This window comes from Oxalobacteraceae bacterium OTU3CINTB1 (genome assembly GCA_024123955.1).
Classification (GTDB): Bacteria; Pseudomonadota; Gammaproteobacteria; order Burkholderiales; family Burkholderiaceae_D; genus Rugamonas.
Window position 1 is genome coordinate 2,191,636 of record CP099652.1, and the last position, 24,760, is coordinate 2,216,395.

A 24,760-nucleotide genomic window follows, 5' to 3' on the forward strand; every position below is an offset into this window, starting at 1 on the left:
GCGCGATGCCGATGACTGTATTGACGGCGGCGTTGACGCTGCTGTATCCGTTGGCGATCTGGCTGGGGCATGGACAAGTGGAGCCGCGTTGGCTGGCCGGCCTGCTGCTGCTGGCGGTGGCGACGCGCCTGCCCGCGCTCAAATTGAGCGGCGTCGCGCGCTGGTCGGTCGCGGGCGGCCTGGTGCTGGTCGCCTGCGCGATCTGGAGCAACCTGCTGCTGCCGTTGAAGCTCTACCCGGTGCTGGTGAACGCCGCGCTGCTGGCGGGCTTCGCCTGGAGCCTGACCACGCCGATGTCCGCCGTCGAGCGCATGGCGCGCCTGCGCGGCGAGGATTTTCCACCGCCGGCCCAGGCCTATATGCGCTCGGTCACGCAGGTGTGGTGCGTCTTTTTCGTGCTTAACGGCTTGATTGCGCTGGCGACCGCGCTGTGGGCCTCCGAGGCCGTGTGGTCGCTGTACACGGGCGTGATTTCGTATGCCCTGATGGCGATCCTGTTTGGCGCCGAGTATCTGGTGCGGATGCGTTTCAAGCGGCTGCACCATGTCTGACCGTATCGAGCATTTGTTTGCCGCGATGCGCGCGCGGCCTGCCGCCGGCATCGTCGGCTGGCGCGCGGGCGAGGGTGTCACCAACGGCCGGTTCCTGGCGCGCGCGCGGTCCTGGCACGCGCTGCTGCGCGGCCAGGCGGGGCGCGACTACGCCCTCTATCTGGAAGACAGCATCGAATTCGGCGCGGCGCTGCTGGGCGCCTGGCACGCCGGCAAAACCATCTGGCTGAGCGCCGACACGCTGGAAGCCACATGCGCTTCGCTGCGCGATTCGGTCGATGGTTTCCTCGGGGAGTTCCCGGCGCAGCTCGCGCCATTGCAGCCGTCGACGCTTGTGGACGACGGCGCCGACATGGGCGGCGCCCTCGATGCGAGCTTCCCCGCATTGGTGGTGTTCACCTCAGGCAGCACCGGCGCCGCGCAGGCGATTCCGAAAAAACTGACGCAAATGGCGAACGAGGTCGAAACGCTCGATCTGCTGTTCGGCGCGGCCGCGGGCGATGCCGCGATATTGGCGACGGTGTCGCATCAGCACATCTACGGCCTGCTGTTCAAGGTTTTGTGGCCGCTGACGTCCGGCCGCGCCATCCACGCCCTGAGCATTGCCTTCCCGGAGGCGCTCGCGCCCGCGCTGGCGGCCGGTCCGTGCGTGCTGATCGCCAGTCCGGCACATTTGAAGCGCTTGCCGGATCACCTGGACTGGCGTGGCGCCAAGGAAATGGTGCGCGGCGTCGTCTCGTCCGGCGGCCCGCTGGCGCCGGAGACCGCGTTCGCGACTGGCAGCCTGCTGGGCGAGGTGCCGGTGGAAGTCTATGGCAGCTCGGAGACCGGCGGCGTGGCCTGGCGCCAGCGCAGCATCGGCGCCGATGATTCGTGGCTGCCGTTTCCGACGGTGGCTTGGCGCCTTGGCGAGGACGACGGACTGGAAGTGCGCTCGCCGCACCTGCCCGACGACGCGTGGCTGGCGCTGGCCGACCGCGCCGAGCGGGCCACCCGCGATGGCGAACAGCGCTTCCTGCTGCGCGGGCGCAGCGACCGCATTGTCAAGATCGAGGAAAAGCGCATCTCGCTGAGCGCGATGGAAACGACGATCACCGGCACCGGCCTGGCCGCCGAGGCGCGCGTCATCCTGTGCGATCCGGCCGCCGGCGAACGCCAGCGGGTCGCCGCCTTCGTCGTGCCCACCGCCGCCGGCCGCGCGCTGCTGGACGCCGGCGGCAAGACCGCGCTGAACGCCCGCTTGCGCAGTGCGCTCACGGCGACGGTGGAACTGGTGGCCTTGCCGCGCCGCTGGCGCTACCTGGATCAGATGCCGGTCAACGCGCAGGGCAAGACCACGATGGCGGCCTTGCTGGTTCTGCTGGATAAGGACGACGGCGGCGCGGGTGCGGCAGGCGACGGCAATCGTCCGCGCCTGCCGCAGGTGCGCGAGCTCGAACGCACCAGCGACCGCGTGCTGCTGGAAGTGACGGCGCCGTCGAACCTTTATTACTTCGACGGTCACTTCGACGTCGCGCCGATTTTGCCGGGCGTGGTGCAGGTCGACTGGGCGATCCATTTCGGCCGCCAGTACTTTACCTTGCCGGCCATCTTCAAAGGCATCAACGCGCTCAAGTTCCAGCAGGTGATACAGCCGGCGCAGCCGGTGCGCCTGGAACTGCTGTATGACGCGGTCAAAGGCAACCTGCAATTCCGCTACGCGTCCGACGCCGGACAGCACTCCAGCGGCCGGGTCGTGCTGCTGGCGGGGAGTGGTGATTGATATGCTGAACTTCAAGCCATGCATCGTCGTCCCGGTCTACAACCACGAACACGCCATCGGCGCGGTGCTGGCCGGCCTGCTGCGCCACGACGTGCCGTGCATGCTGGTCGACGACGGCAGCAGCGCTGAATGCGCCGCCGTGCTGGACGCGCTGGCGCTGGCCAACCCGGATCGCGTGACCTTGGTGCGGTTGACGCCAAACCAGGGCAAGGGCGCGGCGGTGCTCAGCGGATTTCGCCGCGCGGCGGAACTGGGCTTCAGCCACGTGCTGCAAATCGACGCCGACGGCCAGCACCGGACCGACGACGCGCCCAAGTTCCTGGCGCAGGCGCGCGCCCGCCCGGAAGCCATCATCGCCGGCCATCCGGTCTACGACGAGTCGGTGCCGAAGGCGCGCCTGTACGGCCGCTACGCCACGCACATCTGGGTCTGGATCAATACGCTGTCGTTCGACATCAAGGATTCGATGTGCGGCTTCCGCGTCTACCCGGTTGCGCCGGTCAACGCGCTGGCCGCGCGCCACGCCATCGGCGTACGCATGAACTTCGACACCGACATCCTGGTGCGGCTGTTCTGGGACGGCCTGCAAGTGGTCAATCTGCCGACCCGCGTATCGTATCCGGCGGACGGCGTGTCGCACTTCCGCGTCTGGCGCGACAATGTGCTGATCACGTGGATGCACACGGTGCTGTTCTTCGGCATGCTGCCGCGCATTCCCAAGCTGCTGGCGCGGAAGTGGCGGACGCCGTGAGCGCGCGCAGTCTGCACTGGGCCGCGATCAACGAAATCAGTTTTGTCGCCGGTATGCGCTTCCTGTTCTGGGTTTGCCGCGTCTTCGGCCGCTGGCCGTTCCGACTTGTTCTGTATCCGGTGCTGGCGTGGTATGTGCTGACCAAACCCTTGCCGCGCGGCGCCTCGCGCGATTACCTGCGGCGTATGGCGCGTTTCAGCGGCCGCGCGCAGTTCGGCGTGATGCGTCACTTCGCCGCCTTCGGCGAGAGCATCCTGGACAAAATGCTGTTGTGGGGCGGCTTGTTCGACGTCGATAATGTCGCGCTGCACGGCGGGGAGCTGATCACCGACGCCGTGGCGCAGGGGCGCGGCGGCCTGCTGATCTGCGCCCACCTTGGGAACCTGGAGCTGTGCCGCGTGCTGTCGCGCCAGCGTCACGATATCAAGCTCACGGTGCTGGTGCACACCAAGCACGCGCAAGCCTTCAACGAGATGCTCGGCAGTCTGAATCCCGCCAGCCAGCTCAATCTGATGCAGGTGACGGAAATGTCGCCGGCTACCGCCATGTTGTTGTCCGAGCGCGTGGCGCGGGGCGAATTCGTCGTCATCGCCGGCGACCGCGTCCCCGTCTCGCACAATCCGCGCGTGGCGGTGGCGGACTTCCTTGGCGCGCCGGCCGCGTTCCCGGTCGGCCCCTATGTACTGGCCAGTATTTTGCAATGCCCGGTGTACCTGCTGTTCTCGATGCGCCGGGGCGCGCGTTCGGACGTGTATTTCGAACGTTTCCGCGACGCCGTGCGCATCCCGCGCAAGGAGCGCGACGCCGCGCTGGCGGCGCTGGCCGGCGACTACGCCAAACGGCTGGAGCACCACTGCGTGCTGGCGCCGCTGCAATGGTTTAACTTTTACGATTTTTGGCATTTACCCGAATTGGAGCGTTCCGATGTACCCCGCTGACACAGCCCGACCGAATAGCGCCGCGCGCACCGTGTGCTTCGATCAGCAGCGCCTGACGATCGAAGATATCGTCGATATCGCGCAAGGACGGGCGGCCGCCGCGCTGTCCGACGATTCGGCGTTCCGCGCCGCCATCGCGCGCGGCGCCGATTTCCTCGAGCGGCTGCTGCGCGAGGATGGCACCATCTACGGCGTCACCACCGGCTACGGCGATTCCTGCACCGTCACGGTGCCGCCGGAACTGGTGGCCGAGCTGCCGCACCACCTGTATACCTACCACGGCGTCGGCCTGGGCGAGTACTTCACGCCGCAGCAGACGCGCGCCATCCTGGCCTCGCGCCTGGCGTCGCTGAGCAAAGGCTATTCCGGCGTTAGCGTCGAGCTGCTGCTGCAGATTACCCGTCTGCTGGACGCCGGCCTGCTGCCGCTGATCCCGTCCGAAGGCTCGGTCGGCGCCAGCGGCGACCTGACCCCGCTGTCGTACCTGGCGGCGGTGCTGTGCGGCGAGCGCGAAGTGTGGCGCGACGGCGCGCAGGTGCCGGCCGCGCAGGCGCTGCGCGAAGCGGGCATCACGCCGCTGAAACTGCGTCCGAAGGAGGGGCTGGCGATCATGAACGGCACCGCCGTGATGACGGCGCTGGCCTGCATGGCTTACGACCGCGCCGACTATCTGGTCAAACTGACCACCCGCATCACGGCGATGGCGTCGTTCGCGATGGACGGCAACGCCCATCACTTCGACGAGGTGCTGTTCTCGGTCAAGCCGCACAGCGGCATGCAGCAGGTGGCGGCCTGGCTGCGCACGGACCTGCCGACCGACCAGTGGGAACGCAACGGCAAGCGCCTGCAGGACCGCTACTCGATCCGCTGCGCGCCGCACGTGATCGGCGTGCTGGCCGACGCGATGCCGTTCTTCCGCACCTCGATCGAGAATGAACTCAATAGCGCCAACGACAATCCGCTGATCGACGCCGAGAACGAGCGCGTGCTCCATGGCGGCCATTTCTACGGCGGCCATATCGCCTTCGCCATGGACGGCATGAAGAACGCCGTGGCCAACCTGGCCGACCTGCTGGACCGCCAGATGGCGCTGCTGGTCGACAGCCGCTACAACCATGGCCTGCCGGCCAACCTGTCCGGCGCCACCGGTCCGCGCGCGGCGATCAACCACGGTCTGAAGGCGCTGCAGATCAGCGCCTCGGCCTGGACCGCCGAAGCGCTCAAGCTGACCATGCCCGCGTCGGTGTTTTCGCGCTCGACCGAATGCCACAACCAGGACAAGGTCAGCATGGGCACCATCGCCGCGCGCGACTGCCTGCGCGTGCTGGAATTGACCGAGCAGGTGGTCGCCGCGCTGCTGATCACTGTGCGCCAGGGCTTCTGGCTGCGCTGCCAGGCCAGTCCGGAATTGCGGCCGCACGCGGCGCTGGCGGCGATGCAGGAGGCGCTGGCCGCCGACATCAAGGCGGTCGAGGAAGACCGCCGCCTGGAACCGGACCTGCGCCTGCTGCTGGAACGCATCCGCGCCAAATCATGGGACCTGTATGCGTAAGGCCAAGGAAAGCCGCTGGTTCGCGGAAGTGGAGATGCAGGTGCAGTTCTTCGACCTGGATCCGATGGAAATTGTCTGGCACGGCCGCTACGTCAAGTACCTGGAAGTCGTGCGCTGCGCGTTACTGGACAAGATAGACTACAACTACCCGCAGATGAAGGCATCCGGCTATGCGTGGCCGGTGGTCGACATGCAGCTGCGCTACGTCGGTTCGGCCGTATTCGGCCAGAAGCTCAAGCTGCGCGCCGATATCGTCGAGTGGGAAAACCGTTTGAAGATCGACTATCTGATCACCGACGCGGACACCGGCAAACGCCTCAACCGCGCCAGCACCACCATGGTCGCCGTCGATATCGCCACCAGGGAGATGTGCTTCGTGTCGCCGCCGGTGCTGTTCGAAAAACTGGGAATCGAGCCTGTATGAATAAAGTGAAAAGCGTTTTGCTGGCCGCCGCGCTGGCGACGTTCAATCCCGCGCAGGCCGCCGCGCCGGTCGCGAAAATCCAGGCCATGCTGGCCAAGCCACCCATCATGTGCGGCCGCTTCGACCAGACCAAGCAACTGGCCGGCATGAAAAAACCGCTCGCCTCTAACGGCCGCTTTTGCGTCGTCGCCGGCAAGGGCGTGTTGTGGCGCACCTTGCAGCCATTCCCGAGCACCCTGCGGCTGACGCGCGATGAAATCGTCAACTACCAGGGCGACCGCGTCGCCATGCGGCTGGATGCCAAAACCGAGCCGACGGTCCGCATGATCAACAACGTGCTGTTCTCGCTACTGTCCGGCGATCTGGGGCAGCTCGAAACGCTGTTTGAAGTCGACGGCACCGTCGACGCCACCAGCTGGAACGTGGCCCTGAAGGCGCGCCAGGCGGCGCTGGAAAAAGCCATCGGCACCATCAAGCTCGATGGCGGCGCCTACGTCAAGAACATCGTCATGAGCGAGGCGGGCGGCGACAAGACCAGCATCGTCTTCTCCGCCATCCAGACCGGCGAGTCGGCAATGACCAAGGAAGAGGCGGCGCTGTTTTGACGCGTACCAAAAAACTCGCGCTGTTATGGGCAGTGGTGGTGTGCCTGCTGCTGGGGCATAACGCCTATCTGTGGCTGGTGCAGCGCATCGTGCCGAACACCGACATCATGGCGCTGCTGCCGGTGCAGGAGCGCGACCCGGTGCTGCAGCAATCGTTCTCGCACATGGTCGATGCGGCGCAACAGCGCGTCATCGTGCTGGTTGGCGCCGCCGACTGGGAAGACGCCAAGCGCGCGGCCGACGCCTACAACGCTGTTCTGGCGCCGCGCAAAGACCTGTTCGAGGCCACCCGGATCGACGAAAAAACCCAGGGCGACTGGCTGTCGCTGTTCCAGCGCCATAGTCTGACCTTGTTGACGGCCCAGCAGGAGGCGCAATTGCGCGCGCAGCCGCCGCAGTTCTGGCTCGAGACGGCGCTGGGCAAACTGTATAGCCCCTTCGGCGGACCGAAACTGGGCTCGTGGCAGCAGGACCCGTTCGGCCTGTTCGCCGGCTGGGTGCAGGAGCGCGCGCAGGAGACGCCCGTGCGCCCGCGCGACGGCCACCTGTTTGTCGCCGATGCCCGGCTCCAGTATGTGCTGCTGCCGTTGACGCTCAAGGTGCCCGCGTTGTCGATGACCGCGCAGGAGACCGTGCTGCCGCTGCTCAAGCAGGCCGGCGACGCCTCCCGCAAGGCCGCGCCGCAGGCGGAGTTGATCCAGGCCGGCGTGATCCTGCACGCCGCCGAAGCCAGCGGCCAGGCCAGCGGGGAAGTGTCGACCATCGGCATCGGCTCGCTGCTCGGCATCATTCTCCTGATGTGGTTCGCCTTCCATTCCTTCAAGCCGATATCGCTGATCATGCTGTCGATCGGCATAGGCTTCCTGGGCGCCTTGTCGGTATGCTGGCTGGTGTTCGGCCAGATCCACTTGATGACATTGGTGTTCGGCGCCAGCCTGATAGGCGTGGCGCAGGATTACGGCATCTACTTCCTGTCCAACCGCCTGTCGGCCGACGAAAAACTCGATTCGCCGGCCTTGCTCAAGCGCCTGCTGCCGGGACTCGGACTGACCTTGCTGGCGGCGGTGATCGGCTATATGGGCCTGGCGTTGACGCCGTTCCCCGGCCTGCGCCAGATGGCGGTGTTCTCGGCGCTCGGCCTGGTCTTCGCCTGGTTGACGGTGGTGTTCTGGTTCCCCGCGCTGGTCGGCGCCCGCGCGCTCAAGGCGGGAGCGCTGGTGCGCGTGTACGGCGACGCGCTGCGGCGCTGGCCTGTGCTGCGCGTGAACCGCGCCACCCTGGCGGCTGCGGTGATCTTCGTGCTGGCGGCGGGCTACGGCATCAGCCGCCTTGGCGCCAACGACGATATCCGCCTGCTGCAAAATCCGCCGAAGCACCTGATCGACGACCAGATCAAGTTGAGCAAGCTGACGGACGCGCCGACGCCGGTGCAGTATTTCCTGGTGCGCGGCGCCTCCGCCGAAGAGGTGCTGCAACGCGAGGAAGCACTGAAGGCAAAGCTGGATAAACTGATCGTCGGCGGCGGCATCACCGGCTATCAGGCCGTGTCGAACTGGGTGCCATCGGCGCGCACGCAGGCCGCGCGCCGCGCGCTGATCGAACAGAAGCTGCTGGGCGACGACGGCCCTTTGCCAGGACTGGCCAAACAGACCGGCGAGGACGCGCAGTGGATCGCCGCGACCCGCGCCGGACTGCTGGCGGCCGGTACGCCTTTGACGCCTGAGGATTTCCTGAAATCCCCGGCCAGCGAGCCGTCGCGCCACCTGTGGCTGGGCGACACCGGCGGCGTCCACGCCAGCATCGTCGCGCTGCGCGGCCTTGGCAGGGCGGCGGTGCCGGAGGTGATGCGCGCGGCCGACGGCTTGCAAGGCGTGCAGTGGGTCGATAAGGTGGCGGAGATTTCCTCGGTGCTGGGCCGCTACCGCGAGAATATGAGCTGGGTGGTACTGGGCGCCTACGCGCTGGTGTTCGCGATGCTGTTCCCGCGCTATCGCGGCCGCACTTGGCGCGTGCTGGCGCCGACCGCGCTGGCCAGCGTTGCCACCCTCGCGATCCTGGGCTTCGCGTCGCAGAATCTGCAGCTGTTCCATGTTCTGGCCCTGTTGCTGCTGCTGGGCGTGGGCGTCGACTACGGCATCTTCATGCAGGAGCGGCCCGACAATCGGGGCAACGCGGCGTGGATGGCGGTGGGGATGTCGGCATCGAGCACGTTTTTGTCGTTCGGACTACTGGGCTTGAGCAAAACCCCGGCATTGCAGGCCTTCGGCCTGACGATGCTGCTGGGGATCGCGCTGGCCTGGCTGATCGTTCCCTGTTTTGGCACCATCAAAGAAAGCAAGCATGACTGACGCACTGACCATCGAAACCGTCGAAATTCTGATCGTCGGCGCCGGCCCGGCCGGTTCCGTCGCCGCCGCGCTGCTGCGCCAACAGGGCCGCCAGGTGCTGGTGATCGAGCGCGAGGAATTCCCGCGCTTCTCGATCGGCGAAAGCCTGCTGCCGCAAAGTATGGCCTACCTTGAACAGGCGGGCATGCTGCGGGCGGTGGTGGAGGCGGGCTTCCAGTTCAAGAACGGCGCCGCCTTCATGCGCGACGGCCAGTATACCGACTTCGATTTCCGCGATAAGCACTCGGAGGGCTGGGGCACCACCTACCAGGTGCAGCGCGCCCACTTCGACCACATCCTGGCGAAGGAGGCCGCGCGCTTCGGCGCCGAGGTGCGTCACCGCCACGAGGTCCTGAACATCGAGCTGGGTGAAAACGGCGCGCCGGCGCTGGTCACCGTCAAGAATCCCGACGGCGTGCAGTACCAGGTGCGCGCCGGCTTCATTCTGGACGCCAGCGGTTTTGGCCGCATCCTGCCACGTCTTCTGAAACTGGAGACGCCGTCCAACTTCCCGGTGCGCGGCGCCATCTTCACGCACGTCGAAGACGGCATACGCGGGGGCTTCGACCGCAATAAAATCCGCGTGACGGTGCATCCCAAACACGACAACGTCTGGTTCTGGACCATTCCGTTCGCCGGCGGCCGCTGCTCGCAGGGCGTGGTGGCGGAGACCAGCTTCCTGGACCGCTATGACGGCACGCCGACCGAGCGGCTGCAAGCGATCCTGGCGGAGGAGCCGTCGCTGAGCGCCTTGCTGGCGGACGCCAAGTGGGACACGCCGGCGCGCCAGATCGTCGGCTATTCGGCCAACGTCGAAAAACTGTGGGGACCTGGCTATGCGCTGCTGGGTAACGCCGGCGAGTTCCTCGATCCGGTGTTCTCGTCGGGCGTAACCATCGCCTTCAAGTCGGCCAGCCTGGCCGCCGCCGCGCTGCAACGCCAGTTCGCCGGCGAGACGGTCGACTGGCAGGCCGATTTCGGCGCGCCGCTGCGCAAGGGCGTCGATACGTTCCGTGTGTTTGTCGAGTCGTGGTACGCGGGCGGCTTCCAGAAGGTGATCTTCCACCAGAACCAGCAACCGGAAGTCAAGCGCATGATCTCCGCCATCCTGGCCGGCTACGCCTGGGATCTGAGCAATCCGTACGTCAAGGAGACCCCGCGCAGGCTGGCGGCGCTGGAGGCGCTATGCACGCCGCAATGATCTGGCACCGGACGCGCCAGGGGCTGCATCTGGCGGTGCTGGCTATTTTTGCGCTGCTGGCCGGCTGTGCCACCACGCCGCCGCCGCAGGCACGATTGGGGTTGAAGCTGCCGCCTGCCGCACTGGGGACGTCGATCAGCGTGCAGCAGCATTTGAAGGTGGAACGGGACGGCCGAACCGATGATCTGGATGTGGCGTTGCAGGTGGAACCGGACGCGATCGACGTGGTCGGCCTGGCGTTCGGCCAGCGCGTGCTGACCATGCGCTACGACGGCAAGGAGCTGACCTCCTGGCGCCATATGATGCTGCCCGCCCAGGTGCGTCCCGAGGACGTGCTGGAGGACATGCAACTGACCCTGTGGCCGGCCGAATCGATCGCCACCGCACTGCCGGCGGGCTGGCGCATCGCCGAGCAGGGCGCGACGCGCACCTTGTACCTCGAGAACGAGCCTATCATGCGGATTGTCTATAGCGGCGCCCCGCGCTGGAGCGGCACGGTGGTGTTGGAGAATCTGCGTTATCACTATAAGCTGACGATAGCGTTCGCGCAGGAAGGCCAATGAGCCCAATAAACCAAGCAGATCGACCGAGACGGTAGCATGTTGAATTTTTATCTGAACGCTTGCGGTATCATCTGCGCGCTAGGCGACAGCCATGCGCAGGTCAAGGCGCGCCTGTACGCGGGCGAAAGCGGCGTGGCGATGACCGGCGAATGGTCGCCCGGCCGCGAGCTGCCGCTGGGCCGCGTGCTCGCGCCACTGCCGCCGGTCGATCACTTGCCCGCGCGCCTGCGCAGCCGCAATAACGCACTGGCGCTGGCCGCGCTGGCGCAGATCCGGCCGGCCGTCGAGGCGGCGGTGGCGCGCTACGGCGCCGATCGCGTCGGTGTGGTGATCGGCACCAGCACCTCCGGCATCGGTGAGACCGAGCAGGCCATCCGCGACTACTGCGCCGATGGCGTGCTGCCGTCGCAGTTCGTCTACGATCCGCAGGAAATGGGATCGCCCGCCGTCATGCTGGCGCATGAACTGGGCCTGTCCGGCCCCGCCTACGTGCATTCGAGCGCCTGTTCGTCGAGCGCCAAGGCCATGGCCAGCGCGGCGCGCCTGATCAAGATGGGACTGTGCGACGCCGTGCTGACCGGCGGTGTCGATTCGCTGTGCACCTTTACGGTGGCCGGTTTCGCTTCATTGGAATCGGTCAGCGACGAGCAGTGCAACCCGATGAGCGTCAATCGCCACGGCATCAACATCGGCGAAGCCGGCGCGCTGTTCCTGATGAGCGCCGACGCCGGCGAAGCGGGGGAGGCGGGCGCGGTGGCCTTGCTGGGCTGGGGCGAGTCGTCGGACGGGCACCATATGTCGGCGCCCGATCCGGCCGGCGTGGGCGCGCGGCTGGCGATGACGCAGGCGCTGGAACGCGCCGGCCTTGACGCCGCGCAGATCGACTACGTCAACATGCACGGCACGGCGACGCCGCAGAACGACGCGATGGAGTCGCGCGTGATCGAAGCGCTGTTCGGCCTCGAGACGCCGGTCAGTTCGACCAAGCCTTTCACCGGCCATACCCTGGGCGCTGCGGCGGCGGTGGAAGCGGCGCTGTGCTGGCTGGCGATGCAGGACGATAATCCACAGGGCAGGTTGCCGCCGCATCTGTGGGACGCCGCCGCCGATCCGGCGCTGCCGGCGCTCAACCTGGTGCCGCTCGGCGCGGCGCTGGGCCGTCCCTTGCGCCGGGTGCTGAGCAGCTCCTTCGCCTTCGGCGGCTCCAACGCGGCGCTGGTGTTGGGGAGAATGGCATGATGGCCGACCCCATGCCCGACATCCGCACCTTGGTGCCGCACTCCGGCGCGATGGTGCTGCTCGAACGCGTGGTCAGCGCCGACGCGGACAATTTGTGCGCGGAGGTGCGCATCCATGCGGGCAGCGTGCTGGCGACCGAACAGGGCGTCGGCTCGTGGGTCGGCATCGAATATATGGCGCAGGCGATCGCCGCGCACGCGGGCTGGCTGGCGCGCCAACGCGGCGACGCCGTCAAGGTCGGATTTCTGCTTGGCTCGCGCAAGTACGATACCAGCGTGGCGTATTTTGCGCCGGGCAGCGTGCTGCTGGTGCATGTGCACCGCGTGCTGCAAGCGGAAAACGGCCTGGGCGCCTTCGATTGCCGGATCGTCCCGGCCGATGCCGACGATGCCGGCGCGGCCAGCCTGGCCACGGCCACGGTGACTGTCTTCCAGCCCGATAATGTCAATCAATTTCTCAAAGATGGAAACGTAGCATGAATCAGAACAAGTCCATGAGCGTGCTGGTGACGGGATCTTCCCGCGGCATCGGCAAGGCGATCGCGCTGCGCCTTGCGCGCGACGGTTACGACGTGGTGCTCCATTGCCGCAGCCAGCGCGCCGAAGCCGACGCGGTGGCGCTGGAGATCGAAGGTATGGGCCGCGCCGCGCGCGTGCTGCAGTTCGACATCGGCGACCGCGCCGCCACCGCCGCCGCGCTGGAGGCGGACATCGAACAACACGGCTGCTACTACGGCGTGGTGTGCAACGCCGGCGTGGCGCGCGACAACGCCTTCCCGGCCATGTCCGGCGAGGACTGGGACATCGTGCTGCAAACGAACCTGGACGGCTTCTACAACGTCCTCAATCCGTTGGTGATGCCGCTGGTGCAGCGCCGCAAACCGGGCCGCATCGTCACCCTGGCATCGGTGTCGGGCCTGATCGGCAATCGCGGCCAGGTCAATTACAGCGCGGCCAAGGCGGGCATCATCGGCGCCACCAAGGCGCTGGCGCTGGAGCTGGCCAAGCGCGCCATCACCGTCAACTGCGTCGCGCCGGGCCTGATCGAGACCGACATGATCGGCGACGTGCCGATGGACGAGGCGCTCAAGATGATACCGGCGCGTCGCGTCGGCAAGCCGGAGGAGGTGGCGGCCGCAGTCAGCTTCCTGATCGGCGAGGAATCCGGGTATATCACGCGCCAGGTCATCTCCGTCAACGGCGGGCTGGCATGAGCCGCCGCGTCGCCGTCACCGGCATGGCCGGCATCAGCCCGATCGGCAACGACTGGGCCGCTATTCGCCAGCGCCTGGGCGAGTTCCGCAACGCCGTCGTGCACATGGACGACTGGTCCGATTACGAGGGCCTGAACACGCGCCTGGGGGCGCCGGCGGCGCCGTTCGAACTGACCGAACGCTATAACCGCAAGGCCATCCGCAGCATGGGCCGGGTGGCGCTGATGGCCACGCGCGCCACCGAGCTGGCGCTGGCCGACGCCGGCCTGCTCGATCATCCGCTGCTCAAGGGCGGCGACCTGGGTGTGTCGTTCGGCTCCTCGGCCGGCACGCCGAGCGCCATCGGCGACTTCGGGCGCATGATGGAGGAGCGCACCACCAAGGGCATCAACGCCACCACCTACATCAAGATGATGTCGCACACGGCGCCGGTCAATATCGGCGTCTTCTTCGGCATCACCGGGCGCGTGATCACCACCTCCAGCGCCTGCACCTCCGGCAGCCAGGGCATCGGCTACGCCTACGAGGCTATCCGCGCCGGCAAGCAGCTGGCCATGGTGGCCGGCGGCGCCGAGGAGCTGTGCGCGACCGAGGCGGCGGTGTTCGACACCTTGTTCGCCACCAGCACCCGCAACGACGCCAGCCACACCACACCGCGTCCGTTCGATGCAGGCCGCGACGGCCTGGTGATCGGCGAAGGCGCCGGCTGCCTGATACTCGAGGATATGAACCATGCGCTGGCGCGCGGGGCGACGATCCACGCGGAACTGGTGGGCTTCGGCACCAACAGCGACGGCTGCCACGTCACGCAGCCGAATGCGGCGACGATGCAAAAGGCGATGCAGCTGGCGCTGGGCGACGCCGGTTTACAGCCGTCGGACATCGGTTACATCAACGCCCACGGCACCGGCACGCAGCAGGGCGACATCGCCGAATCGCAGGCGACGCTGGCGATATTCGGCGACAAGACGCCGATCAGTTCACTGAAAAGCTATATGGGCCACACGCTTGGCGCGTGCGGCGCGCTGGAGGCGTGGATCAGCATCGAGATGATGCGCGAGGGCTGGTTCGCGCCGACCATCAACCTGGAGCAGGTGGACGGCGAGTGCGCGCAACTGGACTACATCGCCGGCGAAGGCCGCGCGCTGCAATGCGAGTATGTGATGTCGAATAACTTCGCCTTCGGCGGCATCAATACATCCCTGATTTTTAAACGGTACGTTAAATAGGAAGACGACAATGAAAAAAACCATCGTTACCGCAGCCATGCTGGCTGTTTCGCTCTCCGCCTCGCTCTCCGCCTCGGCGGAAGACAAGATGATCAAGTTCCCTATCGCCGGCGCCATGGCCGCCAACGACGCGCAGCAGCGCCTGGGCGAAGCGGTGAAGTTCTATTTCGCCGACCAGCAGACGCCTAAAGTGGCAAGCAAGATCACCTCCGACAAGACCAGCCAGCGCACCAACGGCTTCGGCAAGTCCGCCGAAAAAGCCTGCAACTGGGTGTTCCTGTCGGCCATGCTGGCCTTGCAGAAGCGCGCCACCGAAGTCGGCGCGGACGCGGTGGTCAACATCGTCAGCAATTTCAAGGATCAGGAATTCGCCAGCCAGACCGAGTACGAGTGCGCGGATGGCGCCATCATGGCCGGCGTGGCGCTCAAGGGCGATTTCGTCAAGCTGGCCAAGTGATAGCCGGCGTTTATGAGTAAGGCGACGCTGTGGATGGTGGACGCGGACGCGGTGGCCGATGCCGATCTGCTGCGTTTCCGCGACTGGCTGTCGGCGGGCGAGTTGGCGCGCTATCAGCGCTTTGTCCGCGCGCAGCGGCTGCGCCAATTCGTGGTGGGCCGTGTTTTGCTGCGCAAGGCGTTGGGCCGCCTGCTCAACGTCGATGCACGGGATGTCCAACTGGAGGAGCAGGTCGGCAAGGCGCCGCTGCTGGTGTCGCCCGTCGCCAAGGGCCGCATGCCCGGCTTTAGCATCGCGCATAGCGGCCGCTGGGTCGCCTGCGCGGTGAGCGCGCAGACCGCCCTCGGGCTGGATATCGAGATGCGCGACGGCGGGCGCGACCTGGCCGCGCTGGCCGCGCAGACCTTCGACGCGCGCGAGGTGGCGCGCTGGGAGGGATTGCCGGTCGCGCGGCGCGTCGACGGGTTTTACCGCATGTGGAGCGAGAAGGAAGCGCGCTTCAAACTGGGTGAGGGCGCGGGCGGACATTACGTCGCCGTGCCGCATGACGAATTGTCGGTGGTGATATGCAGCGAATTGCCGCTGGACGAGGAGCCGAGGATCGAAGTGGTGAGCCTGTGATCACTGCCACAACCAGTTCCACAGCCCCGGCAGCTGCGGTTTGGCGTTCGGATTGCTGATGGTGCTGGTCAGCGCGGCGCGTTCCAGTTCGTCATGGTCGTCATAGAACGGTTTGGCCGCCAGCGGCACGTCGAGTTCACGCGCGACGTCGATCAGGATGTCCAGGTACTCCTGGATGTGGCGCGAGGTGTAAGTGTTCACGTCGTGGAAGGTGACGACGACCGGCGTGCTGCCGTCGACCACCGGCATGGCGCCCGCCGCCCAGCGCTTGCGCGTCTCGGCCAGGTGTTTCAGCATGTTCGAACGTTTATGCCAGCTGAAGTTGATGCCGTAGATTTTGCCGTCGTTGGCATTGAGGTCGGTCAGCAGCATGCGCATGCCGTGCTGGCGGTACGACTCCAGCGTCTCGGCGTCGTAGGCCCAGAACGGCGGGCGTACCAGCTTGGGCGCGACGCCGGTGATGCGGGTCAGGTCGTCGACCCCTGTTTGCATCGATTCGTCCAGCGTTTGTTTGCTCATGAAGCGGTGGTTCGAGTGGAACAGGGTGGCGCTGTGCAGCGCGACGACATGGCCTTCGTCGTATTCGCGCTTGATCAGCGCGCGGCCGACGTCCGTGCCGCCGCCGTGCCAGGCGCGGGTCTGGGTGAAGAACACGGCCTTGATGTTGTCCTGCAGCGGATTGCGGGCCAGCGTCTCGAGGATATGCACGGTGGGATTGTCGCTGTCGGCGGCGGCGGGGCCGTCGTCGAAGGTGAGCAGAAAACGCACAGGGGCCGGCGCGGGCGCGGGGACGGGAATGGCTTCGGACGCGTCCTGGCCTGCGGCGGTGGCGCTCAATAGCAGCAATGACAACGTTGCAAACAGCAGGCGGGGACGAAGGACTGACACGGGATTAACGCGGGATTAACGCGGGATAAACAAGCGACGAGGGACGACTATTGTACGTGAATTCACGTTGTCGCCGCGCATCCGAAATTTTATTAAACCAATGTAGATGAAGAGCTTATGAGCGCCAATTTCGATTTAATGCAGCCTTCCAGCGATCCCCATGTGCCGGAGACGGCGTTCGGCAAATGGTTCCTGCGCACCGAGACCTGGACCGTCCATGTGCTGGAGCGCGCGCTGGTGGACCTGGAGCGCATGATGCCGGCCGATCGGCGCGGCTACGACGTGGTGGCCGACGTGGGCTGCGGCTTCGGCCGCTCGTTGGGCAAGCTTCACCAGCGCTTCGCGCCCAAGCGCTTGATCGGCATGGACATCGATCCGGAGATGCTGCGGGAGTCGGCCAGGGAGATGGCGGCGTTGAATATCGAGGCCGACTTCATTTGCTGTTCCAGTTCGAACATCAAGCTCGAAGACAATTCGGTCGACCTGCTGTTCTGCCACCAGACCTTTCACCACCTGATCGACCAGGAGCGCGCGATCCAGGAGTTCTTCCGCGTGCTCAAGCCGGGCGGGGTGCTGCTGTTCGCCGAATCGACCCGGCGCTATATCCACTCGTGGATCATCCGCCTGCTGTTCCGCCATCCGATGGATGTGCAGAAGACGGCGCCCGAGTATCTGGCGATGGTGCGCGCGGCCGGCTTCGCGGTGCCGGATAGCGCGGTGTCGTACCCTTTCCTGTGGTGGAGCCGCGAGGACCTCGGCATCCTGGAGACCGCGCTGCGCATCAAGCCGAAGGCGGTGCGCGAGGAGACCTTGATCAATCTGGTGGGCGTCAAACCGTAGCCCCACAGCGCCCCGCGCACCCATCGTTTAATGTCGCATTCCATGTCAAATCGACAAAATTAACTTTGAATGTGAACGATTCTCATTTAATATTCATTGTTTTGTGAGAATAGTTCTCATTTCGACGAATAGGATGTGGGATGCGTATCAAAGTAATGGTATTGGCGCTGGCCGGGGTGGTGACTGGATGGCAGGTCGGGGCGGAGGAAGTGCCGGTGACCGCAGGAGGTGCGGTCGAGCAGGTGGTGATCTCCGGCGATAAACTCAGGCGCACGGAAATCGACAGCAGCGCCAGCGTCGGCGCGCGCAACCGGCGCCAGATCGCCGAGTCGGGCGCCGCCACCATCGAGGACGTGGCCGCGCAGATGGCCAACGTCGGCACCGCCGAGGGGCTGTCGATACGCGGCGTGGGATTGAGCGGTCCGACCGGCGGCGGCGGTCGCACCATCACGGTCGTCGTCGACGGCGTGGCGCAGGACGGCTTTGGCCAGGACATCGGCGGCATGAGCGTGTGGGACGCCGACCGCTTCGAGGTGCTGCGCGGGCCGCAATCGACCAACCAGGGACGCAACTCGCTGGCCGGCGCGGTGGTGGTCAGGACGCGCGATCCGTCCGACACCGCCGATTTCAGCTACCGCGCCAGCGCCGGCAACCAGAATTCGCACCGCGTGGCGGTGGCCGGCGGCGGCGCCATCGTCGATCAGGTGCTGGCGGGCCGCATCGCCTTCGAGCAGCGCCGCAGCGACGGCGGCACCTACGACCCGACCCGCGACGACCGCCGCTTCAACCACGACGACGGCTACACGCTGCGCGCCAAGCTGCGCGTGACGCCTTGGGGCGATCGTTATCAAGCTTTGATCACGCTGGTCGACGAGGAGCGCAAGTACGGCAGCCCGCATGTGGAAGCGGTGAGTTATCCAGCGTCGGCGCGCGTGAACCTGTCGAACGTGCAGCGCGACTCGGACAACCGCGCCCGCTCGGCGGCGCTGGAGCAGACCTTCCGCGCGGGCGGGGCCGATGTCACGCTGCTGACCACCTATTCCCACAACCGCTATACGCGCCTGTTCGACTACGATTCGACGGAACTGAACCAGGGCTACCGCACCGGCGAGAACATCACGCGCCAATGGACGCAGGAGGCGCGCGCCAACCTCGAGACCACGTTGTTCGGCCGCCCGCTCAAGGGCGTTGCGGGCCTGTACTACGCCAGCCAGCATTACGACTTCGACGACATGTTCGTGGTGCCGCTGTCGTACGTGCTGGGATTGACGGGGCAGTGCCGGGTGCAGGCGGTATGCGACGCGCAGTACGGCGCTGAGTTCATCAACCGCGGCAACCAGCAGGCCGACAGCATCCGCACGCGCGCCGTGTTCACGGAGTTCGACTATGTGATCGACAAACTGACCGTGACGGCCGGCCTGCGCTACGACGCCGAAAGCCAAAGCCGCGTACCTACCAGCGTGACGACCGGCACCTCGGCGCTGGCACGCACCGTTCTGGCGCGCCTGATCGCCGGCGGCGTTTTCGCGGCCGACGGCACGCAACATCTCGGCACGGACACCTCGGTGTGGCTGCCCAAGCTCGGTGTGCGCTATGCGCTGGCGCCCGCGTGGGTGGCGGGATTGACGGCGCAGCGCGGCTACCGCACCGGCGGCGTCAATTACAGCTATCAACGCGGCGCCAAGGCGTTCGAGCCAGAGTTCACCAACAACTACGAGGCCTCCCTCAAGGGGGCGCTCGACAACGGCCTGGCGGTCGCCCTTAACGCCTACCGCGTGGACTGGTCGGACCAGCAGGTCGATGTCGGCCGCAATTCGCTCGACACCTATTTCGTCAACGCCGGCAAGTCGCGCCTGCAGGGCCTGGAGGCCGAGGTGCGCGGCAGGGTGACAAAGAACCTGGAGCTGTTCGGCGCCGTCGGCGTGGCCAAGACGCGCTATATCGATTTTGTCTCGCCGCAGGGCGACTACACCGGCAACCGCTTCCCGGATTCGCCAAGGCAGACGCAGTCGGTCGGCTTCAGCTGGACGCCCGGCGGCTGGACGCTGAACGCCAACCTGGTGCACGCCGCTGGCAGCGATACGGGTCCGGAGAACATCGACCGCAACGATGGCCGCACGACGCTCGGGGCCAAGCTGTCCTACACCCTGGCCAACGGCGTGACGCTGTTCGCCACCGGCACCAACCTGACCGACCGCACCTACGTCGTCAACAACCGCATCCCGACGGTGACGGGCCGCTATAACGTCATTCTCGGCAACCCGCGCCAGTTCGCCTTCGGCGTGCAGGGTAGCATCTAAGGAGACATGATGAACTGGATCGGTATCGTGGTGGCGGCGCTGGCCGCGCTGTGTCTATATCTGGCCTCGCCGCACCAGGCCTTGTGGCCGGCCGCGCTGGCGCGCCGGTATTTTTTTCGCTGGCTGGCGGTGCCGCTGGCGGCCGGCGCCATCGCGGCGGCGGTGGCGGACTATGGCTTCTGGTGCGGCGTCTGCATTGCGCTGTCGGGTTTCATGGCGACGCTGGTGGTGCTGCCTTACGCCGACGCCTGGCTGCGCCGTCGCGGCAAACGCAACCAAGCCAAGCCGGGAGTGCGCCATGTGGGGTAAATCGACGGCCGCCGTGTTTCTTGGATTGCCGCTGGCGGTGGTCGTGGTGGGCATCTGCGCGCTGCTCAGCCAGGACCAGGCGCGCACCACGCTGCCATGGCTGCTGATGTTCTTCCTGTTCTGGATAGGCGCGATGACGATCGCCTTCCTTTTTCGCACCGGCCTGCGCGCGTGGCTGTGGATGGGCGGCGCCACCTTGCTCGGCTACGCCGTGCTGAATTTGTCGAAGGCCAGCGGCCTGTTAAGGATCGCCGGATGAAATCATCGACCCTGCGCACCTTCATATCGGTCCACACCTGGGTGGGGCTGGTGGCGGGCTTCGGCCTGTTCATCGCCTTCTATGCCGGCGCCATCACCTTGTTCCACTCCGAGCTGCACGCCTGGCAGACGCCTGTCGCGCAATCCGCTCCATCGGCGGCAGCGCCGCAGCCGCAGGTGCTGATCGACGCGGTGCTCGCCGCGCATCCGGAAGCGGGCAAGACGTTTTATGTAACCATGCCGTCGGCCTATGAGCCCGAGTTGGTGCTGACCGCCGGCGAGCGCCACTTTCGCCTCGACGCCGCCGGCAAGCTTGAGGAGTTCGAGGAGCGCTCGCACCTGATGGACTTCATCTACCGCCTGCACTACACGGCGGGCCTGCCGAACCAGCTTGGCCTGTACGTGCTGGGCGTGGTGTGCGTGCTGTATGGGCTGGCGCTGGTGAGCGGCGTGATTATTTACGCGCCCACTTTCGTGAAGGACCTGTTCGCGCTCCGGATAGGCAAGAACCTCAAGCGCATGTGGCAGGACGCGCACAACGCCATCGGCATCCTGTCACTGCCGTTCCACATCATGTATGCGTGGAGCAGCGCGATCCTGGCGCTGGGCCTGGTCCTGCTGGCGCCTTTCCAGTACCTGGTTTTCGACGGCAAGCTGCTTGCGCTGGTCGGCGCGGATATCAACGCCGCCGCGCCGCCGAAGCCGGCCGGGGTGGCGGCGCCGCTGCTGCCGGTCGCGCGGGTGCTGGCCGTCGTCGAGCGCGCGGCGCCGGGCATGGAGGTCAGGCAGCTGTTCTACCAGGAGGCCGGCGACGCCAACGCGCAGGTGCGGGTGACGGGCGACGTGCGCCAGAACACCGTGACGAGCAATTCTGCGGTGGTGCTCAACGCCAGCGCCGGCAAGGTAGGGCGGGTGCTGGTGCCGGAGAATTTCAGTCCCGGGATGCGCTTCCTGCGTAGTTTGCAGGCGCTCCATTTCGGTAGCTTCGGCCACGCGGCGGTGCAGTGGATGTACTTCATCCTCGGCATCGCCGGCGCCTTCCTGTTCTACAGCGGGAACCTGCTGTGGATCGAGTCGCGCCGCAAGCGCCTTAGCCTGGTGCAGCCGCGCAGCGGACGCTTGATGGCGCAAGCCACGCTGGGCGTGTGCCTCGGTTGCGTGGCGGGTGTTTCGGCCATGTTCGTGATGAACAAGCTGGCGCCGGCGGCGCCGGGGCAATTGCCATTGTGGGAGTCGCGCAGCTATTACGCCGTGTTCTGGCTGGCGGTGGTGTGGGCCTTCGCCCGGCCGCCGGCGCGCGCCGCCCACGAGCTGCTCATCGCGTGCGCCACGATCACCGTGGCCATTCCGCTGTCGCACTGGATAGCCACCGGCCTCAATCCGATGCTGGCGCTGATGCGCGGCGACGGCGTGACCGTCGGCGTGGCGGTGGTGGCGCTACTGGCTGCGGCCTTGTACTGGAAGATGGCGCGCGCGGTGCTCCGGCGCGGCCTGCACGGCGATCCGCACAGCGTCTGGTCGCTGCGCGCGCCACCGGCCAAACCGGCCATGGCGCGCCAAGCGGCTTAGGCGCTTCGCTGGCCGCGCCGGCTGTTTGATCTGGCTCACCACTGACTTCCATCACCGCATGCCGACGCGGGCCGGCATGCGGTTATAATCCGCTCAATCTTTCCGGAATTTCCAGATAGCAAGGATTTGCACGATATGAGCCAGCCCAATCAGTTTTCCCTGTTGACGCAACGCCGCTTCGCGCCGTTCTTCTGGACCCAGTTCCTGGGCGCCTTCAACGACAATTTGTTCAAGACGGCGCTGATCGTCATCATCACCTTCGACGCGCTCAGTTGGACCACGCTGTCGCCGTCCCTGATCACCAATCTGATTCCCGGCCTGTTCATCCTGCCGTTCGTGGTGTTTTCCGCCACCGCCGGCCAGCTGGCCGACAAATTCGACAAGGCCGGCCTGACGCGCTTCATCAAGTGGCTGGAGCTGGCCATCATGCTGGTGGCGGGCGTGGGCTGGATGACGCACACCCTGTGGCTGCTGGTGCTGGGCGTGGTCGGCATGGGCGTCCATTCGACCTTGTTCGGCCCCGTTAAATACGCGTATTTGCCGCAGCAGCTCAAGCCCGAGGAACTCGTCGGCGGCAACGGCGTGACCGAGATGGGCACCTTCGTCGGCATCCTGCTGGGCGAGATCCTCGGCGCCATCCTGGTGGTGCAGCAGCCCCACGGCATCATGCTGGAGGCGGGCGGCACGATCTTCTTCGCGGTGCTCGGCTTGATCGCCGCCTATCGCATTCCCAGCTCGCCGGCGCCGGTGCCCGACCTGAAGATCAACTGGAACTTCGTCAGCGAATCGATCCGCAATATCAATTACTCGCGCAAGAACCGCACCGTGTTCCTGTCCATGCTGGGCAACTCGTGGTTCTGGTTTTACGGCGCGCTGGTGCTGTCGCAGTTCCCGGTGTTCGCCAAGGACTACCTGCACGGCGACCATAGCGCCTTCGTGCTGCTGCTGACGGTGTTCTCGCTGGGCGTGGGCAGCGGTTCGCTGCTGTGCGAGCGCCTGTCCGGCCGCAAGGTGGAAATCGGCCTGGTGCCGTTCGGCGCGATCGGCCTGACGATTTTCGGCGTGGACCTGTACTTCGCCAGCCTGGCCTACGGCAGCGGCGTGGCCGCGCTGACGGCCGGTCCGCACCTGGACGCGATCGCGCTGCTGGCGCAGCATGGCATGTGGCGCATTCTGTTCGACATCCTGATGATCGGGCTGTTCGGCGGCTTGTTCATCGTGCCGCTGTTCGCGCTGATCCAGACCCGCTGCGACCCGCAACATATATCACGCACCATCGCCGGCATGAACATCCTCAACGCGCTGTTCATGGTGGCGGCGGCCGGACTGGCCATCGTGCTGCTGGGGCAGGGCTTCACGATCCCGCAGCTGTTCCTGGTGACGGCGCTGCTCAACGCGGTGGTGGCGATCTATATCTTCTCGCTGGTGCCGGAATTCCTGATGCGTTTCCTGGCGTGGATGCTGATCCACACCGTGCACCGCGTGCGCACCATCGACGCCGAGCGCATCCCGGCCGAGGGCGCGGCGGTGCTGGTGTGTAACCACGTCAGCTATGTCGACGCCATCGTCATCGGCGCGGCCAGTCCGAGGCCGATCCGCTTCGTCATGGATCACCGCATTTTCAAGCTGCCGCTGCTGGGGTGGATCTTCCGCACCGCGCGCGCGATTCCGATCGCGCCGGCCAAGGAGGACCCGTGGCTGATGGAGAAGGCTTACATCGATATCGCGCAGGCGCTGCACGAGGGGGATCTGGTGTGTATCTTCCCGGAGGGCCGGTTGACGCATGACGGTGAGATCAACCAGTTCAAGGGCGGTATCGCCAAGATCATCGAGCGCTCCAAAGTGCCGGTGATTCCGATGGCGCTGCGCGGGCTGTGGGGACATCTGCTAAGCCGCAATGGCGAGAACGTGTTCCAGCGGGCCTTCCGCAACGGCTTGCGTTCGCGGTTGGCGCTGGCGGTGGGGCTGCCGGTGCCGCCGCAGGAGGTCACGCCGGAGGGACTGCAGAAGCAGGTTTTGGACTTGCGCGGGGATTGGAAGTAGGGCGGATTAGCGCGTAGCGCGTAATCCGCCATGCTCCGTCGGCGGCGCTACGATTGGCGGATTACGCTTCGCTAATCCGCCCTACGTGGAACCGTGGCTAATCCGGCTCGACCAGCTTGCGATCGCGTCGGCGACCGCCGTGTCGCTTTCCGTCGACATCATCATCGATTGCATCGGCGGCAGGCCCGCGCGTGTCTTCTTGTAGAAGTGGTTCAGCGTCGGGAAGAGCGCCACTTCGGTTTTCAGCCCGCCGCGCCCGGCGCGCAGCGCCTCCGCATGCGCCGGCGGCACCGATTCGTCCCGCCCTCCCTGAACGATCAGCACCGGCTGCCGCACCTTCGCCAACGCCGCGACCGGATCGACGCGGTCGGCGCTGCGCAGGTAGGCGTGTCCCATTGCCGGCATCGTCGCCAGCATCGCCGTCGATGGATCGCGCGCCGCCTCGGGCGGCAACGGCATGCCGGCGCGGATCGCGGCCGCCGTGCGATCGAACAGCGTCATGTCCGGCGCCATGCCGGGCGGCGCCATCGCCGCGATCTGCGCCCGCATGACGGCGAAGATCGGCAACGCCGGGCCGGACAAACTCACCACGCCATCGATCATTTGCCCGTCCATGCCGCCGGCCAGCAGCGACGCCACCACCGCGCCCTCGCTATGGCCGGCGACGATGACGGGCCGCGCCCCGGCGCTTTCGCGCAGCAGCGCCAGGCCGGCGCTGGCGACCGCCACCCGCGTCAGGAAATCGACGTGGGAAGCGGCCAGGATCGCATTGATCGTCTGCGATCCGGTGCCGGGGCCGATCTTGGCCATCCGCAGCACGGCGAAGCCGCGCGCGCTCAACTGCCGCGCCAGATCCGCATACGCGTGCGGGCGCATGTTCATCGTCGGGTAGTTTCCGTCGACGTCGCTGAACAGCGAGCCTGGCACGATCAACACCGCGCCCACGGCGTCGCCATCGGACGGACTGAATCGGCAGGCGATCTTCACGCCGGCGACGGTGACGGCAACGTCTTGTTCTTTCGGCGCTGCGGCCGCGCTGCGGTTCGACATGGTCATTGCT

The 24,760-nt window shown here is 66.3% G+C and carries 24 protein-coding genes; 22 read left to right on the top strand and 2 right to left on the bottom strand.

Features of this window, described 5'->3' with window-relative positions:
* Positions 1 to 5 precede the first annotated feature (5 nt).
* The 16 genes from NHH73_09565 to NHH73_09640 are packed head-to-tail and all read left to right on the top strand — an operon-like array spanning position 6 to position 15,493.
* Positions 6 to 551 carry a hypothetical protein gene (locus tag NHH73_09565; protein ID USX28504.1) on the top strand — a complete coding sequence of 182 codons (546 nt, stop codon included), beginning with the start codon at positions 6 to 8 and terminating at the stop codon, positions 549 to 551.
* Positions 544 to 2,313 (top strand): AMP-binding protein, encoded by a 1,770-nt coding sequence (locus tag NHH73_09570; protein ID USX28505.1) that lies wholly within the window; start codon positions 544 to 546, stop codon positions 2,311 to 2,313. The genes NHH73_09565 and NHH73_09570 overlap by 8 nt, the downstream gene beginning before the upstream one ends.
* 1 nt (position 2,314) lies before the next feature.
* Positions 2,315 to 3,064, top strand: coding sequence for a glycosyltransferase family 2 protein (locus NHH73_09575; protein ID USX28506.1), 750 nt, complete (start codon positions 2,315 to 2,317; stop codon positions 3,062 to 3,064).
* Positions 3,061 to 4,002 (top strand): acyltransferase, encoded by a 942-nt coding sequence (locus NHH73_09580; protein ID USX28507.1) that lies wholly within the window; start codon positions 3,061 to 3,063, stop codon positions 4,000 to 4,002. Before NHH73_09575 ends, NHH73_09580 begins: the two co-directional genes overlap by 4 nt.
* A complete protein-coding gene (locus tag NHH73_09585) occupies positions 3,989 to 5,554 on the top strand; it encodes an aromatic amino acid ammonia-lyase (protein USX28508.1) in 1,566 nt (521 codons plus the stop codon). Before NHH73_09580 ends, NHH73_09585 begins: the two co-directional genes overlap by 14 nt.
* Positions 5,547 to 5,978: an acyl-CoA thioesterase gene (locus NHH73_09590; GenBank protein USX28509.1), complete on the top strand. Its 432-nt coding sequence runs from the start codon at positions 5,547 to 5,549 to the stop codon at positions 5,976 to 5,978. Before NHH73_09585 ends, NHH73_09590 begins: the two co-directional genes overlap by 8 nt.
* Positions 5,975 to 6,583: an outer membrane lipoprotein carrier protein LolA gene (locus NHH73_09595; protein ID USX28510.1), complete on the top strand. Its 609-nt coding sequence runs from the start codon at positions 5,975 to 5,977 to the stop codon at positions 6,581 to 6,583. The genes NHH73_09590 and NHH73_09595 overlap by 4 nt, the downstream gene beginning before the upstream one ends.
* A complete protein-coding gene (locus NHH73_09600; GenBank protein ID USX28511.1) occupies positions 6,580 to 8,931 on the top strand; it encodes an MMPL family transporter in 2,352 nt (783 codons plus the stop codon). Before NHH73_09595 ends, NHH73_09600 begins: the two co-directional genes overlap by 4 nt.
* Positions 8,932 to 8,935: 4 nt before the next feature.
* Positions 8,936 to 10,171: a tryptophan 7-halogenase gene (locus NHH73_09605; protein ID USX29599.1), complete on the top strand. Its 1,236-nt coding sequence runs from the start codon at positions 8,936 to 8,938 to the stop codon at positions 10,169 to 10,171.
* Positions 10,156 to 10,734 carry a DUF3261 domain-containing protein gene (locus NHH73_09610; GenBank protein USX28512.1) on the top strand — a complete coding sequence of 193 codons (579 nt, stop codon included), beginning with the start codon at positions 10,156 to 10,158 and terminating at the stop codon, positions 10,732 to 10,734. The genes NHH73_09605 and NHH73_09610 overlap by 16 nt, the downstream gene beginning before the upstream one ends.
* A gap of 36 nt (positions 10,735 to 10,770) precedes the next feature.
* Entirely contained in the window at positions 10,771 to 11,973 is a 1,203-nt protein-coding gene (locus NHH73_09615; GenBank protein USX28513.1) for a beta-ketoacyl-ACP synthase, read from the top strand.
* On the top strand, positions 11,973 to 12,452 hold the full coding sequence (locus tag NHH73_09620) for a hotdog family protein (protein USX29600.1): 480 nt from the start codon (positions 11,973 to 11,975) through the stop codon (positions 12,450 to 12,452). Before NHH73_09615 ends, NHH73_09620 begins: the two co-directional genes overlap by 1 nt.
* The gene (locus NHH73_09625; protein ID USX28514.1) at positions 12,449 to 13,186 is read left to right on the top strand and encodes a 3-ketoacyl-ACP reductase FabG2; all 738 of its coding nucleotides are present in this window, start codon (positions 12,449 to 12,451) and stop codon (positions 13,184 to 13,186) included. The genes NHH73_09620 and NHH73_09625 overlap by 4 nt, the downstream gene beginning before the upstream one ends.
* Complete coding sequence (locus NHH73_09630; GenBank protein ID USX28515.1) at positions 13,183 to 14,415, top strand: beta-ketoacyl-ACP synthase; 1,233 nt, start codon at positions 13,183 to 13,185, stop codon at positions 14,413 to 14,415. Before NHH73_09625 ends, NHH73_09630 begins: the two co-directional genes overlap by 4 nt.
* A 10-nt stretch (positions 14,416 to 14,425) precedes the next feature.
* Positions 14,426 to 14,872, top strand: coding sequence for an excinuclease ATPase subunit (locus NHH73_09635; GenBank protein USX28516.1), 447 nt, complete (start codon positions 14,426 to 14,428; stop codon positions 14,870 to 14,872).
* A gap of 12 nt (positions 14,873 to 14,884) precedes the next feature.
* Positions 14,885 to 15,493, top strand: coding sequence for a 4'-phosphopantetheinyl transferase superfamily protein (locus NHH73_09640; protein USX28517.1), 609 nt, complete (start codon positions 14,885 to 14,887; stop codon positions 15,491 to 15,493).
* Here the strand turns inward: NHH73_09640 and NHH73_09645 are convergent, their stop codons facing one another.
* Complete coding sequence (locus NHH73_09645) at positions 15,494 to 16,381, bottom strand: polysaccharide deacetylase family protein (GenBank protein ID USX28518.1); 888 nt, start codon at positions 16,379 to 16,381, stop codon at positions 15,494 to 15,496. It abuts the gene before it with no gap.
* Positions 16,382 to 16,498: 117 nt separating this feature from the next.
* Between NHH73_09645 and NHH73_09650 the strand changes: the two genes are divergently transcribed.
* The 6 genes from NHH73_09650 to NHH73_09675 all read left to right on the top strand — a co-directional run bounded on the left by NHH73_09650 (position 16,499) and on the right by NHH73_09675 (position 23,700).
* Positions 16,499 to 17,221 (top strand): class I SAM-dependent methyltransferase, encoded by a 723-nt coding sequence (locus NHH73_09650; protein USX28519.1) that lies wholly within the window; start codon positions 16,499 to 16,501, stop codon positions 17,219 to 17,221.
* A 140-nt stretch (positions 17,222 to 17,361) separates the two neighbouring features.
* Complete coding sequence (locus NHH73_09655) at positions 17,362 to 19,521, top strand: TonB-dependent receptor (GenBank protein USX28520.1); 2,160 nt, start codon at positions 17,362 to 17,364, stop codon at positions 19,519 to 19,521.
* A gap of 9 nt (positions 19,522 to 19,530) precedes the next feature.
* Positions 19,531 to 19,830 (top strand): hypothetical protein, encoded by a 300-nt coding sequence (locus NHH73_09660; protein USX28521.1) that lies wholly within the window; start codon positions 19,531 to 19,533, stop codon positions 19,828 to 19,830.
* Positions 19,820 to 20,089, top strand: a complete 270-nt coding sequence (locus NHH73_09665; protein USX28522.1) for a hypothetical protein — start codon at positions 19,820 to 19,822, stop codon at positions 20,087 to 20,089. The genes NHH73_09660 and NHH73_09665 overlap by 11 nt, the downstream gene beginning before the upstream one ends.
* Positions 20,086 to 21,657, top strand: a complete 1,572-nt coding sequence (locus NHH73_09670; protein USX28523.1) for a PepSY domain-containing protein — start codon at positions 20,086 to 20,088, stop codon at positions 21,655 to 21,657. The genes NHH73_09665 and NHH73_09670 overlap by 4 nt, the downstream gene beginning before the upstream one ends.
* A gap of 135 nt (positions 21,658 to 21,792) precedes the next feature.
* Positions 21,793 to 23,700, top strand: a complete 1,908-nt coding sequence (locus NHH73_09675; GenBank protein USX28524.1) for an MFS transporter — start codon at positions 21,793 to 21,795, stop codon at positions 23,698 to 23,700.
* 81 nt (positions 23,701 to 23,781) lie between these two features.
* Here the strand turns inward: NHH73_09675 and NHH73_09680 are convergent, their stop codons facing one another.
* A complete protein-coding gene (locus NHH73_09680; GenBank protein ID USX28525.1) occupies positions 23,782 to 24,750 on the bottom strand; it encodes a lysophospholipase in 969 nt (322 codons plus the stop codon).
* Positions 24,751 to 24,760: the final 10 nt, after the last annotated feature.

What these genes read in the sequence shown, in the direction of transcription:
- NHH73_09670 (USX28523.1), top strand. Translation starts at nt 20,086, where the DNA reads ATGAAATCATCGACCCTGCGCACCTTCATATCGGTCCACACCTGGGTG.
- NHH73_09615 (USX28513.1), top strand. Translation starts at nt 10,771, where the DNA reads ATGTTGAATTTTTATCTGAACGCTTGCGGTATCATCTGCGCGCTAGGC.
- NHH73_09595 (USX28510.1), top strand. Translation starts at nt 5,975, where the DNA reads ATGAATAAAGTGAAAAGCGTTTTGCTGGCCGCCGCGCTGGCGACGTTC.
- NHH73_09665 (USX28522.1), top strand. Translation starts at nt 19,820, where the DNA reads ATGTGGGGTAAATCGACGGCCGCCGTGTTTCTTGGATTGCCGCTGGCG.
- NHH73_09565 (USX28504.1), top strand. Translation starts at nt 6, where the DNA reads ATGCCGATGACTGTATTGACGGCGGCGTTGACGCTGCTGTATCCGTTG.
- NHH73_09635 (USX28516.1), top strand. Translation starts at nt 14,426, where the DNA reads ATGAAAAAAACCATCGTTACCGCAGCCATGCTGGCTGTTTCGCTCTCC.
- NHH73_09680 (USX28525.1), bottom strand. Translation starts at nt 24,750, where the DNA reads ATGTCGAACCGCAGCGCGGCCGCAGCGCCGAAAGAACAAGACGTTGCC.
- NHH73_09655 (USX28520.1), top strand. Translation starts at nt 17,362, where the DNA reads ATGCGTATCAAAGTAATGGTATTGGCGCTGGCCGGGGTGGTGACTGGA.
- NHH73_09640 (USX28517.1), top strand. Translation starts at nt 14,885, where the DNA reads ATGAGTAAGGCGACGCTGTGGATGGTGGACGCGGACGCGGTGGCCGAT.
- NHH73_09610 (USX28512.1), top strand. Translation starts at nt 10,156, where the DNA reads ATGCACGCCGCAATGATCTGGCACCGGACGCGCCAGGGGCTGCATCTG.
- NHH73_09575 (USX28506.1), top strand. Translation starts at nt 2,315, where the DNA reads ATGCTGAACTTCAAGCCATGCATCGTCGTCCCGGTCTACAACCACGAA.
- NHH73_09620 (USX29600.1), top strand. Translation starts at nt 11,973, where the DNA reads ATGGCCGACCCCATGCCCGACATCCGCACCTTGGTGCCGCACTCCGGC.
- NHH73_09650 (USX28519.1), top strand. Translation starts at nt 16,499, where the DNA reads ATGAGCGCCAATTTCGATTTAATGCAGCCTTCCAGCGATCCCCATGTG.
- NHH73_09625 (USX28514.1), top strand. Translation starts at nt 12,449, where the DNA reads ATGAATCAGAACAAGTCCATGAGCGTGCTGGTGACGGGATCTTCCCGC.
- NHH73_09660 (USX28521.1), top strand. Translation starts at nt 19,531, where the DNA reads ATGAACTGGATCGGTATCGTGGTGGCGGCGCTGGCCGCGCTGTGTCTA.
- NHH73_09570 (USX28505.1), top strand. Translation starts at nt 544, where the DNA reads ATGTCTGACCGTATCGAGCATTTGTTTGCCGCGATGCGCGCGCGGCCT.
- NHH73_09590 (USX28509.1), top strand. Translation starts at nt 5,547, where the DNA reads ATGCGTAAGGCCAAGGAAAGCCGCTGGTTCGCGGAAGTGGAGATGCAG.
- NHH73_09630 (USX28515.1), top strand. Translation starts at nt 13,183, where the DNA reads ATGAGCCGCCGCGTCGCCGTCACCGGCATGGCCGGCATCAGCCCGATC.
- NHH73_09585 (USX28508.1), top strand. Translation starts at nt 3,989, where the DNA reads ATGTACCCCGCTGACACAGCCCGACCGAATAGCGCCGCGCGCACCGTG.
- NHH73_09675 (USX28524.1), top strand. Translation starts at nt 21,793, where the DNA reads ATGAGCCAGCCCAATCAGTTTTCCCTGTTGACGCAACGCCGCTTCGCG.